This is a genomic window from Herbidospora sp. NBRC 101105 (assembly GCF_030269205.1).
Classification (GTDB): Bacteria; Actinomycetota; Actinomycetes; order Streptosporangiales; family Streptosporangiaceae; genus Herbidospora; species Herbidospora solisilvae.
In genome coordinates this window covers 534,486-550,064 of the sequence record NZ_BSSX01000004.1, presented here as the reverse complement: position 1 = coordinate 550,064, position 15,579 = coordinate 534,486, and the positions used below count along the sequence as shown (strand labels likewise).

The following is a 15,579-nucleotide window of genomic DNA, read 5'->3' as shown; positions in this document are numbered from 1 at the left end:
ACGGAATAACGCGGATGATCGCTTGACCGAAATGGACATGATCTTGACTGATCGTCTAGCGACGCCGGGGATTGGTCCGGGCCGTGGGTGGTGCGGCGAGCGGATCCTCCGGCCACGGGTGCTTCGGATAGCGCCCCCGCAGCTCGGCCCGGACCTGCCGATAGCCTTCCCGCCAGAACGACGCCAGATCCCCGGTGACCGCGACCGGTCTGCCCGCCGGGGAGAGCAGGTGGATGGTGACCGGAACCCCCGCGATGACCGGAGTGGCCGTCCAGCCGAACAGCTCCTGCAGTTTGGCCGCCAGCACCGGCCGCTCGCCGCTGTAGTCGAGGCGGGCCTGCGACCCGCTGGGGATCTCCAGCCGTTCCGGTACGACCTCGTCGAGCCGCACCTGCCACGGCACCAGGCCGCGGAGCGCGGCGGCCACGTCGAGCGCGGCCAGATCGGCCCGCCGCCGGACCCTGGTCAGGTCGAGCCCCTCGACCAGCGCCTTCTCGACATCGGGCCACGGCTCGCCGAGCGCCCGCCGGGCGAACTCCATGCGCTCCCTGAGCGCCCGCGCGGCCGCCGTCCAGGTGAGCAGCCCCACGCCCTCCTGCCGCAGCCCTTCCTTGACCGCCGCCGAGACGTCGGTCTTCAGGGGGGTGGACGACAACTCGATCGCCCCCAGCCGGCGGACCCGCCGGGCGACGACGTCGCCGTCCCGCCAGGCGATCTCGTCGTCCTCGACGACGGGGCCCGACATGAGCGCGACGCCCTCGTCGATGACGGCGGCCTGGCGCACCCGCGCGGCGGCCCTGCCGGTGGCCCGATCGGCGACCGCCACGGCCAGCCACTCGGCCTCGGCCAGCCGCGACCCCTGTCGCACCTCGGCCCCCGTACCGGACGCCATGACGAAACCGGTCCCGGCCCGCCGCCGGGCCACCCGCTCGGGATAGGCGAACGCGACGACGGTCCCGGCGACCTGGTCGTCGGACAACTCGCCGGCCTCCGCCGGTGCGGACGACTCACGGGCGAGCCGGGCGGCCTCGCGCCGCAACTCGGGGGTGCGCCCGGCCCGCCACGCCGTGACGAGGTCGTCGGAGGCGTCGCGGGGGAGCTGCCCGCCGAGCAGGGCCACCACCTCGGCGGCTCTGCGCGCCCCGGTCAGCGGCGCGGCGTCGAGCAGCGCCCGGGCCAGCCGGGGATGCACGCCGATGTCGGCGATCCGGCGTCCCTTCGCGGTCACCTTGCCGTCGTCGAGGGCGCCCAGCAGCGTCAGGGTTTCGCGGGCCGCCCTCAACGGCCCGGCCGGCGGCTGGTCGAGCAGGGACAACCGGTCGGAGCCCCAGCATGCGGCCTGAAGGGCGAACGTGGTGAGGTCGGCCAGCGCGATCTCCGGTTGCGGGTGGTCGGCCCGGCGTTCGGCCTCCGGCCAGCACCGGTAGACGACCCCCGGACCCTCCCGGCCCGCCCGTCCGGCCCGCTGGACGGCCGCCGCCCGCGACGCCGGAACCGTCACCAGGGACCCCAGCCCCCGGGCGTGATCCATCCGAGGCTCCCTGGCCAGCCCGGAGTCGACGACGATCCGCACCCCGGGCACGGTCAGGCTCGACTCGGCCACCGACGTCGCCAGGATGACGCGCCGCTCCCGGCCGGGGGAGAGCACCGCGTCCTGGACGTGGGAGGGCGACCCGCCGTGCACCTGGATCACGTCGAGATCCCCGAGCCGGCGCCCGACCGCCCCGAGCTCGGCCACGCCGGGCAGGAAACAGAGCACGTCGCCGTCGTGCTCCCGCCAGGCGCGCCGGACCGTGTCGGCGACATGGGAGAGGAAGGCCGCGTCGACCCGGGGCCAGATCACCGCGGGCCGGGGCGGCGGCGCCCACACGACGTCGACGGGATGCACCGCACCCAGGGCCTCGACCACGGGCCCCTCGATCAGGGACGCCCACCGGGGCGCGTCGGCGGTGGCCGACATGGCCAGGATGCGCAGGTCGGGGCGGAGCGCGGCGCGTACGTCCAGAAGAAAGGCCAGTGTCGTGTCGGCGTCGAGATGACGCTCGTGGCACTCGTCGACGATGACCACGTCGACCCCGGTGAGTTCGGGGTCCCGCTGGAGACGCCGGAGGAGGACGCCGGTCGTCACGACCTCAATTCGGGTGCTCGCCGACACCTGGCGCTCGCCGCGGATGGTGTAGCCGACCCGTTCGCCCGTCTTCTCGCCGAGGGACCAGGCCATCCGGCGCGCGGCGGCCCGTACGGCGATCCGCCGGGGCTCGGCCACCACGACCTTGCGGGGGGCCAGCGCGAGCGGCACGAGCGTGGTCTTGCCGCTGCCGGGAGGAGAGGTCAGCACCGCCGCGCCGTCGGAGTCTAGGGCGGCCAGCAGCCGCGGCAGGGCGTGGGTGACCGGGAGCACGCCCGTCAGCTTAGGCGGCCTGGGCCAGACCGAGGAGAAGCTCGGCATTGGAGCCGGTGTCCTTCAGCTTGGACAGGAACGGCTCGAAGCTCTCGTGCGTGTTGAGAGCCTTGCGGAGCCGCCAGACGAGCGGCAGCTCGGCGGGATCGAGGAGGAGCTCCTCCCGGCGGGTGCTCGACCCGGTGACGTCGACGGCCGGGAACACCCGCCGCTCCGACAGGGCGCGGCTGAGCCGCAGCTCCATGTTGCCGGTGCTCTTGAACTCCTCGAAGAGGTTGTCGTCCATCTTCGACCCGGTCTCGACCAGGGCCGTCGCGATGATCGTGAGAGACCCGCCCTCACGCAGCTTCCGCGCCGCGCCGAGAATCCGCTTCGGCGGGTGGACGGCCCGCACGTCGATCCCGCCGCTGAGCGTCTTCCCGCCGCCGGGCAGCACCATGTTGTACGCCCTCCCGACCCGGGTGATCGAGTCGATCAGCAGCACGACGTCCTGCCGCTGTTCGACAAGGCGCTTGGCCCGCTCGACCGCGAGCTCGACGACGGCGATGTGATCGGCCGGCGGCCGGTCGAAGGTCGAGGCGATGACCTCGCCCTTCACCGACGCCCGCATGTCGGTGACCTCCTCGGGCCGCTCGTCGACGAGCACGACCATGAGGTGGACGTCAGGATGGTTGGTGCTGACGGCGTCGGCGATGGCCTTGAGGATCAGCGTCTTCCCCGCCTTGGGCGGGGCCACGATGAGCCCCCGCTGCCCCTTGCCGATGGGCGTCAGCAGGTCGATGACCCGGGTGGACAGAACACCTTTGCTCGTCTCCAGCCGGAGCCGCTCTTCGGGGTGCACGGGCGTCAGCTCCGCGAAGTGCGGCCGCCCGCCGGGCGGCCCGGTCTCGACGGACACGAGCCTGCCGCCCTGGGCCGTGCCGTGCACGACGTCCCCCTGCCGGAGCCCTTCGAGCAGCTCAGGCGGGACGACGACGTCGTTGGGTGATTTGAGGTAGCCGTCGACCCGCAGGTGACGACCGTCGAGGATGCCGCGCACATTCCGGGCACGGCGAACGAGGGGGGTTGCCATGATGGGCTCCTTGGGAGCACGGGAAGGCAGGCCACGGAAGGCCCAGTGGGATGCCTTCGGTGAATCAGAGTGTGAGGTCTGGGAGCGTGTGCCCGAGAAGGGGCCAGAAACACGCAATCCCGATGACACGGTAACACGGGGAGAGCCGCCGGTCTTCCCCCGACTTCAGACGATCAGCCGGACGGCCAGAAGTTCCGCCACCACCTCGGGCTTCAGGTCGATCTCGGCCAGCCGGCTGACGGGGACCTCCTCGACGAGGTATTCGCCACGCGCCGGATCGGCGAACTCCGGGCCGGTCCTGAGGGCGGGATCCCAGGCGTGGATGCGGCCCAGATAGTAGTACTGGCCGTCGGCGACGTGGAAGAGCGAGTCGATGACCGCGTCCCCGCCCAGCTCTTCCCGCACCTCTCTAAGCAGCGCCTCTTCCAGACTCCGATCTTCGGGCTCGACGCCGCCGCCGGGAAGAACCCAGTAGGGCGCCCACCCCGGCCGCACCCGCTTGATCGTCAGCAGGTGCCCGCCGGGGGTGCGCAGAATCGCCCGCACCCGGCTCGTCATGTTCAGGCGGCGGGCACGCGGGGGGTCAGCCGGACCTTCACATCGGCGTCGAGAGCACGTGCCAGACGTTCGAGGACGGGGATCGTCGGGACGGTCCCTCCGGCCTCGAAGCGGGCCACCGCCGACTGGGTCATCGCCGCCCCGGCCGCCAGGTCGCTCTGGCTCCAGCCCCTCTCCTCACGCATCGCCCGAACGGTTTTGCCCAGTTCGTAGGCGATTCGCGTCGCCTCGTAGGCTTCCGCCGCGCGGGGCTCCGCCATCCGTCGGCTCCGGAGTTCGCTGTAGTCCATCCCACTCATCAGACCTCCTCGTCGTCGCGGTCCGCCGCTGCTTCGACATACAGGCGTAGCGCTCGGCGGGCACGCTCGACCTGCCGGGTCTCGCGCATCCGCGTCTTACGGAACACCGTGAGGAGCACGATCTGCCGCTCCGGCGCTATCCAGTAGGTGATGCGCATCTGGTCATTGTTCAGATAGAAGCGCAGCTCACGTAGCTTGCCATCGAGTTGCCGCGTGCAACGGAGGGGCGATCGAGCAAATCGTGACAGATGTGATGCGTTGCGTAGTGAGAGTCACCGGGACTGCAGGGCGTCCAAAGCCACCGCCATCGCGATCACCAGTCGGCGGTCCAGTCGCGGGTCGTTGATCTCGATCGCGTACCTGTCGCGCAGGCCCCACTTGCGGTCGACCGAGAAGGCGATCGACGCGCCCACGCTGAAGTCGAAGTGGTAGGGCAGCCACTCCAGCGAGTCGGCGAAACGCCTTAACAGCGCCACCGACAACCGTCGTTCCGTCCCGGTGTAGGTCGGCAGGCCGGGCTGCTGGACGTGCCACGTCGAGCGCAGGAGGGACTTGCCGAAGTCCTTGCGGAACATGCCGATCGAGGTGCCCGACGCGTCGACCACGTCGTAGCCGCTCGCCAGGTCGATGACCTTGCGGGCCTTGAAGGAGGCCAGGGCCTCGGCGCGGCTCTCGTCGGTGTAGAAGGTCACCTGCTCTTTCAGGGCCAGGCGTTTCTGTTCGGCGAACGCGACCACCGGGCCCTCGGAGCCGTCGGGTGAGGTCGCGCTCACCACGTAACGGTTGACCATCGGGGTGATCTTCTGGCGAAGTATCAGCTTCGACTGGGTCTGGAGGGCCGCCGCGTCCACAAGAACCTCCGTTTTCAGGGCCTTTCCCACCCTATTACCCAAGATCCCCTGTCAGATAGCGCTGGACCGACGGGCCTACGGAGATCACCAGTTCGTCGGTGGTCATCGACGCCATGGGCTCGACGGCGAGCAGGTAGCGGGCGAAGGCCATGCCCATGAGCTGGGCCGCGGCCAGGATCGCGCGGCGTTCGGGCTGGTCTCCCGGCAGGCTCTTGGCCAGCGGGGTGGCCAGTTCGCCGCTCATGAAGTCGCGCATGATCTGGGCGGCGGCCGGGGTCGAGGCGATGGAGCCGACGATGGCGCGGATTCTGGGGCCGGTCTCCGGGCTCTCCCAGACCTCCAGGTAGCGGCGGGTCAGGCGTTCGCCCAGCGAGGAGACGTCGCCCGCGAGGGCGACCGCGAGTTCCTGGACGGGCATGGCGCCGCGCAGGGCGGCGTCGAACAGGCTGTCTTTCGAGCCGAAGAAGTGCATGACCAGGGCCGGGTCGACGTCGGCCGCGCGGGCGACGCCGCGGATGGTCGTGGCGGCGTAGCCCGATTCGACGAAGGAGGCGATGGCGGCCTCCAGGATCGCCTCTCTCGTCTGCGGGGTGCCCGGCCGGCGGCCGGTCTTGCTGCTTTCCATGGGGGCTATTCAACCATGTTGAATTCATCTATGTTGAACTCAACAGCGTTGAAGTCAACAAGGAGAGAAATCATGAAGAGGCTGATCCCGGCGGTGGTCCTGGCCACCCTCATCGGGATGTTCTTCGTCGGCTCGTTCGTGGGCGCCCTGCACTCGCCCGAGCCCCACGACGTGCCGGTCGCCGTCGTCGGGCCCCCGCAGGCCGCCGCGCAGCTCGCGCCGAAGCTCGCCGGGAAGTTCGAGCTCACCGCCTACGCCGACGAGGCGGCGGCGCGCACGGCCCTGGCCGACCGCGAGGTCGACGCGGTCCTGCTGCCGCAGCAGCAGAAGCTCGTGGTCGCCAGTGCCGCGAGCCGGTCGGCGGCCACGGTCATCACCTCGGTGTTCACCGCCGCCGCCCCGCTCGCGGTCGAGGACGCCCACCCGCTGCCGCCCGGTGACCAGGGCGGGATCGCCGGGATGTTCTTCGTGATCGGGCTGGTCATCCCGGGCATCGCGATCGGGGTGGCGGCGGCCGGGGAGAGGCCGCTGGCCGGGATCGGGGCGATCGTGCTGGCCGGGGTCGCCGTCGGGCTGGCCAACGCCTGGCTCGGCGACGTCGTGTTCGGGGCGCTGCCGGGCGCGTTCCTCGGGCTGGTGGCCGTCTCGGCGGCCGTGGTCGTCACGCTCGGGCTGGTCGTCGCGGGGCTGGTGCGGCTCATCGGGACGCCCGGCGCGGGGCTGGCCGGTCTGCTCTTCGTGCTGATCGGGGTGCCGGCCAGCGGCGGGCCGCTCGGGGCGCGGTTCATCCCCGAGTGGTACGCGGCCGTCGGGCAGGTGCTCCCGGTCGGGCAGGGATCGACCGCCATCAGGAACGTCGTCTTCTTCGACGGGGCCGCGCTTGGACTGCCTTTGCTGGTCCTTGCCGGTTGGGCGGTCGTGGGCTTGACCCTGACCCTCTCAGCCCTGTCTCAGGTCAAACGTGCATCATTTGCGGGGTGAGGATGATTCGCCGGTTGAAATGGCCGGCCATGGCGGGGCTGGCCGTGCTGGCCTACCTCACGCTGCGGGACGCTCTCCCGTCACCGTCCGAGGTGTGGGAGGTGATCGCCGCGGCCGACGCCAACTGGCTGCTGGTCGCGGCGGTGTTCCAACTGCTGGCCATGGCGGTCTTCGCGCGGTTCTTCCGCAGGCTGCTGGCGCTGGGCGGGGTCCGGGTCTCCCGGCCCCGCATCCTGGCCGTCACCTTCGCCCGCAACGCCGTGGCGGGGTCGCTGCCGGCCGGGCCGGTGGTGTCGGTGGCGTACACGACGCAGGTCTTCACCAAGCTCGGGGCCGGGAAGCGGCTCATCGCGGCGGTGCTGGTGCTGGCGGCGGCCTACTCGGGCGGCACGTTCGGGGTGCTGGCCCTGGTGGCCCTGGTCTTCTCGCCGGAGACCCGGGTGGTCACGCTGATCGCGGTCGGCGGGGTGGTCGTGCTCGGCGTGCTGGTGTTCAAGGCCGGGCATCTGCTCGACCGCCTGCCCAAGGTCGCCGGGCAGCTCCGGGCCACCTTCAGCACCGTCGGCGGCACCCGCCGCGACCATCTGCGGCTGGCCCATCTGGCGCTGCTGAACTGGGTGCTCGACGTCGTCAGCCTCGGGGCGGTGTGCGTCGCGATCGAGGCGACCGCCAATCCCCACACGGTGCTGCTGGGGTTCGTCGCGGCCAAGACGGCCGCCGCGCTGGCGGTGGTGCCGGGCGGGCTCGGGGTCGCCGAGGTCGGGATGGCGGCCACGTACATCGCGGCCGGGATGTCGGGCGGCCAGGCGGCGGCGGTCGTGCTGCTCTACCGGCTGGTGTCGTACTGGATGAATCTGGTCCTCGGGTGGATCGCGTGGATCCTCCTGCACGACCCGGTCAGGAAGGCGACCATCGGAGGGCTGGCCCGGCTCGGATCGTCGCTGAGTCCCTATGTGTACGACCGGCATCCAACCCCTTAGGGGTTTTCTCAGGGTTCGTGGTGGAACGGGGGATAGTTACCGGTTCGTTCAACCGGTAACCGATCCACACGATGGAGGAACTCCTGATGCACCGATCCCGTCACCACAAGATGATCGCCGGGGTCTGCGGCGGTATCGCCGAGCGGTTCAACATGTCCCCGACGGTCGTCCGGCTCCTGTTCCTCGCCTCCTGCATCCTCCCCGGTCCGCAGTTCATCGCGTACCTGATCATGTGGGTGGTCTTCCCCAAGGCACCGGCGCAGAAGTACGCGCACCACTGACCTATCCTCGGTTCCATGGACGCACGGCCGCTGACCCTGATCCACGACGAGCTGGTCGACTATGAGAAGGCCATGGCCACCATGGACGAACTCATCGCCGACCGGCAGGAGGATCGCCGCCCCGACACCCTGTGGCTGCTCAGCCACCCGAAGGTGTTCACGGTCGGCCGGCGGACGCTGACGGAACACCTGCCCGACCCCTCCCACGGCATCCCCGTGGTGACGACCACCCGGGGCGGGCAGCTGACCTACCACGGCCCCGGGCAGCTCGTCGGCTATCTGATCGTCAAGCTGCGGACCGGCGAGGGGGTCGTCGACTACATCCGCGAGGTCGAACTCCGGCTGGTCGAGGCCCTCGCCGCGGTGGGCGTGGACGCCGAGCGGCGCGACACGCCGCCCGGCTCCGAGCTGCTCACCGGGGTCTGGACCCGCGACACCGGCCGGAAGATCGTCTCGATCGGCATGCGCGCCTCCAAGGGCGTGACCAGCCACGGGTTCGCCATCAACGTCGACGGCGACCTCTCCCCGTGGGACCTGGCGGTGCCCTGCGGGATGCCCGACGTCGACATGACCTCGGTGTCCCGCGAGACCCATGCCGGTGACATGGCCTCGGTGGCCGCCGCCGTGGCGACGGCCTTCGAAGCTAACTGACCGGCTCCTCGTCGAGGGTCTCGTCCACGGTCCGGCGGGGGCCGGTGAACCAGTGGCGGGCCGACAGCTGCCACCACAGACCCACGGCCAGCACCATCACTCCCACCACGATCGGCGAGTAGTTCACCGACGTCCAGGTGAAGTCGTCGCTGAACGGGACCCCCGACGGGTACAGCGGCATGATGAAGTAGATCGACACGATCACGATCTCGACGATCGCGATCCAGCCCATCACCTTGTATTTCGAGCCCAGCGTCCACGGGCCCGGCTGGAACCGGTCGCCCATGCGCAGCCGCAGGTAGATCGGGATGGCGAAGGCGATGTAGAGGCCGATGACCGCCACCGAGACGACGGCGTAGAACGCCACCGGGGTAGCGGATCCGGCCGGCGCGTAGAGGGCCGGCAGCGTCAGGATCAGAGCCGCGACACAGCCCAGGATGATCGCGTTGACCGGTGTCCGGTTCTTGTCCACCTTGGACCAGAGCCGCCACCCGGGGACGGCACCGTCCCGTGAGAACGCGTAGGTCATCCGCGACATCGAGGTCACGCAGCTCATACCGCAGAAGAACTGCCCGATCGTAGAGATCGCGAAGATCGCGTTGGCCAGGTTCCCCGACAGCGAGGTGTCGAAGATGGCTCCGACGAAGCCACCCGCTTCGTTGATCGCGGTCACGTCGGTGGCCGCGAACAGGAAGGCCAGTAGCAGGACCCAGCCGCCGATCGCCGAGTAGAAGATCGACTGCCACAGGCCGCGGGCCGCCGACATGGAGGCGCCCTGGGTCTCCTCGGAGACGTGGGCGCAGGCGTCGAAGCCGGTGATCGTGTACTGGGTGAGCAGGAAGCCCAGCGGCAACACGAAGAACCAGAAGGTGCTGTCGCTGAATCCCGAGTTGTTGATCGTCTCGGTGAAGACGAACGACATCGACTGGTGCGAGTCCGGGCCGAAGATCAGGATCAGCACGACCACCGCCGCGCCGAAGACGTGCCACCACACCGAGACGTTCTGCAGCAGCGAGATCAGCCGGTGGCTGTAGATGTTGATCAGCGCGTGCAGCGCCAGGACGACCGCGAACAGGATGAACGTCATGGTCAGCGACGACTCAAGGCCGAAGAACCGGTTCAGCGTGATGTTCAGGAAGGTCGCGCAGCCATAGTCGACCGACGCGGTCACCGCCACCAGGCCGATCAGGTTGAACCACCCGGTGAACCAGCCGTGGATCGGCTTGCCCATCTTGGCGGCCCACCAGTAGATGCCGCCCGCCGTGGGATAGGCCGACACCAGCTCCGACATGCACAGGCCGATGATCAGAATGAAGATCGAGATGATCGGCCAGCCCCACGAGATCGCGATGGGGCCGCCGTTGTTCCAGGCCTGGCCGAAGGTGGTGAAGCAACCGGCCAGGATCGAGATGATGGAGAAGGAGATCGCGAAGTTGGAGAAGCCGCTCCAGGTCCGGGACAGCTCCTGTTTGTAGCCGAGTTCCGCTAGTCGCTTGGCGTCGTCGTCGAGGGATTGAGCCATCGAGGCCTCCTCATGCCGTGCAGTGGGGGGTTACCGGCCGGCGGCGTCCATGAGGGATCCGAAGCCGGGGTCCGTGAGATCGCCCGTCGCCTTGGCGTACTTCGTGGCGGCTTCGGCGTTGTAGTCGAAGTCGCGCTGCTGGGCCACCAGGCGGTGGTGTACGACGAACCAGAGTGTCCAGGTCAGGTTGGACATGATCACGTTCAGTCGCACGCGGGCGATCAGCGCCTCGTCATGGGTGCCGAAGTAGGCTCGCGTGAGCCGTTCGACGTCGTCGGGGTCGAAGGAGGCCTCGGCGGCGATGTCGCCCAGTTCGAAGCAGGGGTCGTTGTTGCCGGAAAGCTGGTAGTCGACGATTCTGACCCGGCCCCGAGCCTCGATGAAGTTCTCGGGGAGCAGGTCGTTGTGGCAGGGTACGTCCGTTATGTGACGTTTTGCCAGGGTTTCTTCGATTGTTCGGACCGTGCCCGCCCAGTCGGCGAAGCCGTCGGGCATCGGCAGGTCGTGTTCCCGGCAGAGGGCGACGAAGCCGTCGTACTTGCGGAAGATCGAGAAGTCGTTGGCGAAGCGCGGCCCCGCGTGGAGGGTGCGGACGGCCTCGGCGATTCTGGGGATGCGGGCCCGGACGGCCGGGGCGTCGAGGGTGAGGCCGTCGATGTACTCCAGGATCAGCGCGCCCGGCAGTTCGTGCAGCACCCGGGCGCCCACGCCGGTCTCGGCGGCGACCACGGTGTTGGCGATCTCCTGGTCGAGGGGGAGACCCAGGCCGGTCGCGGCGATCTTCGGGTCGAGCACCCGCAGCAGCCAGCGGTCGCCGTCGTCGGTCTCCACGCGGGCGATGTAGTGGCTCAGCCCGCCCTTGATCCTCGTGTGGGTGACCGGTCGGCCGGCCCAGGACGCGACCAGACCCAGCGCGGACGCGACGGGATCTGGCATGCGCTGCTCCTTTTGGTCTACGTTTAGACCATTGATCGCATTTTGGGCGTCAGTTGTTACAGGACGGTACCGATGGTGCAACTTCCCGCAGACGCCCGAGCGGTCGTCATCGGGGGCGGGGTGGCCGGGTGTTCGGTCGCCTACCACCTGGCGCGGCTCGGCTGGCAGGACGTCGTCCTCGTCGAACGGCACGACCTGACCGAGGGCACGACCTGGCACTCGGCGGGCTTCGTCGGGCAGTTGCGCTCGACCGTCACCCAGACCCGCATGATCATGTACTCAGCCGGTCTGTACCCCGAACTCCGCGATCTCACCGGTCTGGACCCGGGCTGGCACGGCGTCGGCGGGCTGCGCCTGGCGACCACGCCCGAACGCCACGAGGAGCTGGTCCGGCAGGCCGGCGCGGCCGAGACCTATGGCCTCGACCTGGAACTCCTGACCGGCGAGCAGACCAAGGAGCGGCTGCCGCTGCTGGAGACCGGCGACGTCGTGTCGTCGCTCTGGTTGCCCGGCGACGGCTGGCTCGACCCGGCGATGCTGGCGAAGGCGCTGGCCGAGGGCGCCCGCAAGCTCGGCGTGCGGATCTTCACCGGCGCCGCGGTGACCGGGCTGGAGACCGCGGACGGCGCGATCACCGGCGTCCGGTTCGGCGACCACGTGATCAGGACCGGGACGGTCGTCAACGCGGCCGGGGCGGCGTCCGGGGTGATCGGGCGGATGGCCGGGGTCGAGCTGCCGATCGTCCCGATCAAGCACCAATACGTCGTGACCGAATCGACCGGTGTTTCGGTCGGCATGCCCACCGTCCGCGACCCCGACAACATCGTCTACTTCCGCGAGGAGGGCGGCGGCATCCTGGTCGGCGGCTACGTCCGCACGCCCCAGGTCTGGGACGAGCCGAACCCGCTGGCCACGCCGCGGCACCTGTTCGAGCCCGACATGCCGAAGTTCGAGGAGTCGTGGACCTCGGCCGTCCACCGCCTGCCCCATCTGCGCGAACGCGGGGAGATCGTCAAGGTCGTCCACGGGCCCGAGGCGTTCACCCCCGACGGGGAGTTCCTGCTGGGGGAGACGTCGGTGCGCGGCCTCTGGGTCGCCGCCGGGTTCTGCGTGCACGGCCTGGCCGCCGCCGGGGGCGTCGGCAAGGTGACCGCGGAGTGGATCGTCGAGGGCGCCCCCGAATACGACATGTTCGCCATGGACGTCGCGCGCTTCGGGCCGCACGCCCGGTCGACGTCCTGGGCGCGGGCGAAGGTGCTGGACGCGTACAGCGCCTACTACGACATCGTCTACCCCGGTCAGGAGCGCACCGCGGTCCGGCCGCTGCGCAGGTCGCCCGCCTACGCCCGGCACGCCGAACTGGGCGCCGAGTTCGGGGAGAAGGCGGGGTGGGAGCGGGTCAACTGGTACGCGCCCACCGGCGACGACGCGCCGCGCCCGAAGGGCTGGGCGGGCCGCGTCTGGTCGCCCGCCGTGCGCGAGGAGTGCCTGGCCACCCGCGACTCGGCCGGGTTGTTCGACCAGACCTCGTTCGCCAAGTTCGACCTGCGCGGCTTCGAGCGGCTCCAGGCACTGGCCGGGGCGAACCTCGACCGCCCGGTCGGCACGGTCGTCTACACCCAGCTGCTCAACGCGCGCGGCGGCATCGAGGCCGACGTCACGATCACCCGGCTCGGCGACGACCGGTTCCGGCTGGTGACCGGCACCGCCTTCGGCGGCCACGACGCGGCCCTGCTGCGCCGGCACGGCGTCGACGTCACCGACGTGACCTCGGCCTACGCCTGCTACTGCCTGTGGGGACCGGACGCCCACGACATCCTGAGCAGCCTGACCAGTGACGACCTGAGCTTCGGCTACATGCAGTCGCGCGAGATCAGCGTGGGGTACGTGCCGGTGCGGGCCCAGCGGGTCACCTTCGTCGGCGAGTACGGCTGGGAGCTCTACACGCCGGTCGAGTTCGGGCTGACCCTGTGGGACCTGCTGGCCGGGACCGGCGTGCGGCCCGGCGGCTACAAGGCGATCGACTCGATGCGCCTGGAGAAGGGCTACCGGGTCTGGGGGGCCGACATCACCCCGGAGACGACCCCGTTCGAGGCCCGGCTCGGTTTCGCGGTCCGGAAGTCGGTGCCGCGTACCGAATCAGGTGTGGAACTCGCCTGCCTCGTCGTCGACGACCCCGCCGAGGTCTGCCTCGGCGGGGAACCCGTGCGGGTCGACGGGGTGCCCGCCTCGCGGGTCACCTCAGGCGGCTACGGCCACCGGGTCGACCGGTCGATCGCCTACGCCTACCTGCCCAAGGGCGTGACCCGGGTGGAGGTCGGCGTGAACGGCGGCTGGGTGGGGGCCGACGTCGTCGCCGGGCCGGTCTACGATCCGCAGAACCTGCGGGTCAGGTCACGGGGGCAGCTCTGACCTGGTGGGCAGCCCCTGCCAGGTCGAGTGGGCGGCCACCGCGAAGGCCGCCACCGAGATGCCCCGCTTGAGCCGGTCGGAGGGGTGCACCCCGTCGAGCAGCGCGCTCAGATATCCGGCCACGAACGCGCCGCCGACCTCGGTCGCGTCGACGACCGTCACGGGGGCGGCCTGGGTGTCGTACCGGAAACCCTCGACCGTGGCGCTGGCCCCCTTGGAGCCGCGCATCACGACGAGTTCGGGCACCTGGGCGATGGCGCTCTCGACCAGGCCGAGCTCGTCCTGGTTGGCGAACAGGACGTCGGCCGAGGCGGCGAGCTCCCGGAGGCCGTCGCGGGCCTCCTGCACGCTCTCCCACAGGTTCGGCCGGTGGTTCACGTCGACCGAGACCAGCACCCCGGCGTCCTTGGCCAGCTTCACCGCGTGGTGCACCGCGCTCCACGCGTATCCGCTCAGCGCGGGGGTGATGCCGGTGACGTGCAGGATGCGCGCGTCCTGGACCTCCGTCGGCACGTCGCCCGTCGACACCCGCGACCCGGCCGAGCCGCCCCGGTAGAAGACGGCGTGCGCGACCCGGCCGATGCGGCGCTGGCGCAGCGCCAGGCCGCTGGCGGCGGTCTCGTCGACCCGCAGGTGGGAGACGTCCACGCCCTCGCCGCGCAGCACCGTGGTGGTGCGCACCCCGATCTCGTCGTCGCTGACCCGGCCGACGTAGGCCACCGAGTGCCCGAGCCGGGCCAGGCCGACCGCGACGGTCAGTTCGGGGCCCTCCAGGTCGAGCCGGGCGGACATGTCGTGCCGGATTCGGTCGGCGGTCACGACGCCCAGCACCTCGCCGAGCGTGAACAGATCGGTCATCGCACTCTTCTCCGCAGCTGATCGGGAAAAGCATGGCAGAACCGTTCCAACGGGGGAACGCCGATCGGCCCCCGCCTTGCCTCAGGCGAGGGCCGATCGATGGTGCCGTCGGTCAGAAGGCGTCGTCGCGGCGCGAGTGGCGTCCACCGGCGACGAGCCGGTCGCCGTCCTCCACCCGGTCGCGGTCCTCCACCCGGTCGACGGGACGGGTCTCGTCACGGTCGTCGACGCCGTTGTGGTTGCGGTCGACGAGCTGCTGCTCCAGATCCCGCTTCTCACTCTCCAGCCGGGAGACGCGGTCGCGCTCGGCCAGCCGCTCCTCGCGCATGCGGCGGCGCTTGGCGACGCTGCGGCGCATGCCGCCGCTGACCATCGCCAGCCCGATGAGGACGCCCGCGGCGGTGGCCGCGCCGAGCAGGAACATCTCGAAGGAGGTCAGCGTGAAGTTCCAGTCGAGCACGGTGATGGGGGTGGTCGCCGCCGCGGTGGTGTCCTGAATGGAGATTTCGATCAAGACTGCACCCGCGACCACGATCAGGAGAAGGCCCAGAAGAACCATGTGTTCTCACCTCGAATGCAGATGTGGCTTGGTCCACTTGTCTGCCCCCGATTCGGCCTTTCATGTCGGTCGTGGAGGGTTTCGGAGTTTTACAGGCGGTCGTCCATGATCTCCGTTTGCTTGGGTATGGGGCCGTTATGAGTGAGCTGCAGCAGGTGGAAGAGGAGATCGCCCGCATCCGCGCGGAGGCCCGTTCCCTGCGCGAGCAGATCGGCGACCGGGCCGGCGACGGCCCGGCCGACTCGGCGGAGCTGGCCACCCTCATCGCCAACGCCGACCAGCTCGACAACCTCGCGGAGGAACTGGAGAGCCGGCGCGACACCCTGAAGAACCAGGGCTGACCGGAACCCCCACGGTCGGGGTGGGCTGACGGCCTTCGGTGCCGGTCGGGTCCGGCGCGACCCTTCCGGCACCGACGGCCTGCACCTTCTTGCCACGTACCCGGCGGTGCGCCCGGACGGGCGTTCCGCCGTGAGTCCTGCCCAGGACTCTGCCCTGAACCTGTGTCCGGCCCGCGCACGTCCGCTCACCTGGGTCGATCCCCACGTGGAACCTCCTCGGCGGAAGACGGCGGCGAGCCGTACCTGAGAGAA

Annotated in this window: 17 protein-coding genes; 6 read left to right on the top strand and 11 right to left on the bottom strand. The window is 70.3% G+C overall.

Annotation, left to right across the window (positions count from 1 at the left end; all coding sequences use genetic code 11):
* Window positions 1-55 precede the first annotated feature (55 nt).
* The 7 genes from hrpB to QSK34_RS19865 form a co-directional block, all read right to left on the bottom strand.
* Entirely contained in the window at window positions 56-2,401 is a 2,346-nt protein-coding gene (hrpB, locus tag QSK34_RS19895) for an ATP-dependent helicase HrpB (RefSeq protein WP_285585739.1), read from the bottom strand.
* Window positions 2,402-2,411: 10 nt separating this feature from the next.
* A complete protein-coding gene (rho, locus tag QSK34_RS19890) occupies window positions 2,412-3,473 on the bottom strand; it encodes a transcription termination factor Rho (protein WP_285585738.1) in 1,062 nt (353 codons plus the stop codon).
* Between the two features lie 165 nt (window positions 3,474-3,638).
* Complete coding sequence (locus QSK34_RS19885) at window positions 3,639-4,019, bottom strand: NUDIX domain-containing protein (protein ID WP_285585737.1); 381 nt, start codon at window positions 4,017-4,019, stop codon at window positions 3,639-3,641.
* Window positions 4,020-4,033: 14 nt separating this feature from the next.
* Complete coding sequence (locus QSK34_RS19880; protein WP_353051405.1) at window positions 4,034-4,291, bottom strand: helix-turn-helix domain-containing protein; 258 nt, start codon at window positions 4,289-4,291, stop codon at window positions 4,034-4,036.
* Between the two features lie 38 nt (window positions 4,292-4,329).
* A complete protein-coding gene (locus tag QSK34_RS19875) occupies window positions 4,330-4,578 on the bottom strand; it encodes a type II toxin-antitoxin system RelE/ParE family toxin (RefSeq protein ID WP_285585860.1) in 249 nt (82 codons plus the stop codon).
* A gap of 24 nt (window positions 4,579-4,602) precedes the next feature.
* Window positions 4,603-5,181, bottom strand: coding sequence for an LURP-one-related family protein (locus QSK34_RS19870; protein ID WP_030456982.1), 579 nt, complete (start codon window positions 5,179-5,181; stop codon window positions 4,603-4,605).
* 34 nt (window positions 5,182-5,215) lie between these two features.
* Window positions 5,216-5,806 carry a TetR/AcrR family transcriptional regulator gene (locus tag QSK34_RS19865; RefSeq protein WP_285585735.1) on the bottom strand — a complete coding sequence of 197 codons (591 nt, stop codon included), beginning with the start codon at window positions 5,804-5,806 and terminating at the stop codon, window positions 5,216-5,218.
* Between the two features lie 72 nt (window positions 5,807-5,878).
* Between QSK34_RS19865 and QSK34_RS19860 the strand changes: the two genes are divergently transcribed.
* The 4 genes from QSK34_RS19860 (at window position 5,879) to lipB (ending at window position 8,699) form a co-directional block, all read left to right on the top strand.
* A complete protein-coding gene (locus QSK34_RS19860; protein ID WP_285585734.1) occupies window positions 5,879-6,787 on the top strand; it encodes a hypothetical protein in 909 nt (302 codons plus the stop codon).
* A 2-nt stretch (window positions 6,788-6,789) separates the two neighbouring features.
* Entirely contained in the window at window positions 6,790-7,767 is a 978-nt protein-coding gene (locus QSK34_RS19855; RefSeq protein ID WP_285585859.1) for a lysylphosphatidylglycerol synthase transmembrane domain-containing protein, read from the top strand.
* Window positions 7,768-7,853: 86 nt separating this feature from the next.
* The gene (locus tag QSK34_RS19850) at window positions 7,854-8,048 is read left to right on the top strand and encodes a PspC domain-containing protein (RefSeq protein WP_030456978.1); all 195 of its coding nucleotides are present in this window, start codon (window positions 7,854-7,856) and stop codon (window positions 8,046-8,048) included.
* Between the two features lie 15 nt (window positions 8,049-8,063).
* Complete coding sequence (gene lipB / locus QSK34_RS19845; protein WP_285585733.1) at window positions 8,064-8,699, top strand: lipoyl(octanoyl) transferase LipB; 636 nt, start codon at window positions 8,064-8,066, stop codon at window positions 8,697-8,699.
* On the opposite strand, the gene QSK34_RS19840 is transcribed toward lipB, so the two are convergent.
* Both QSK34_RS19840 and QSK34_RS19835 read right to left on the bottom strand, forming a co-directional pair.
* The gene (locus QSK34_RS19840; RefSeq protein ID WP_285585732.1) at window positions 8,692-10,221 is read right to left on the bottom strand and encodes an amino acid permease; all 1,530 of its coding nucleotides are present in this window, start codon (window positions 10,219-10,221) and stop codon (window positions 8,692-8,694) included. The genes lipB and QSK34_RS19840 overlap by 8 nt on opposite strands.
* A gap of 30 nt (window positions 10,222-10,251) precedes the next feature.
* Window positions 10,252-11,157, bottom strand: coding sequence for a protein kinase family protein (locus QSK34_RS19835; protein ID WP_285585731.1), 906 nt, complete (start codon window positions 11,155-11,157; stop codon window positions 10,252-10,254).
* 72 nt (window positions 11,158-11,229) lie between these two features.
* Here QSK34_RS19835 and QSK34_RS19830 point away from each other — a divergent pair, with 72 nt between their 5' ends.
* Complete coding sequence (locus QSK34_RS19830; RefSeq protein ID WP_285585730.1) at window positions 11,230-13,569, top strand: GcvT family protein; 2,340 nt, start codon at window positions 11,230-11,232, stop codon at window positions 13,567-13,569.
* On the opposite strand, the gene QSK34_RS19825 is transcribed toward QSK34_RS19830, so the two are convergent.
* Window positions 13,552-14,427, bottom strand: a complete 876-nt coding sequence (locus QSK34_RS19825) for a sugar kinase (RefSeq protein ID WP_161482332.1) — start codon at window positions 14,425-14,427, stop codon at window positions 13,552-13,554. The two genes, QSK34_RS19830 and QSK34_RS19825, sit on opposite strands and share 18 nt — an antisense overlap.
* Window positions 14,428-14,539: 112 nt before the next feature.
* Window positions 14,540-14,941 carry a hypothetical protein gene (locus QSK34_RS19820; RefSeq protein ID WP_161482333.1) on the bottom strand — a complete coding sequence of 134 codons (402 nt, stop codon included), beginning with the start codon at window positions 14,939-14,941 and terminating at the stop codon, window positions 14,540-14,542.
* Window positions 14,942-15,123: 182 nt separating this feature from the next.
* Between QSK34_RS19820 and QSK34_RS19815 the strand changes: the two genes are divergently transcribed.
* A complete protein-coding gene (locus tag QSK34_RS19815) occupies window positions 15,124-15,327 on the top strand; it encodes a hypothetical protein (RefSeq protein WP_161482334.1) in 204 nt (67 codons plus the stop codon).
* The last annotated feature ends 252 nt before the right edge of the window (window positions 15,328-15,579 follow it).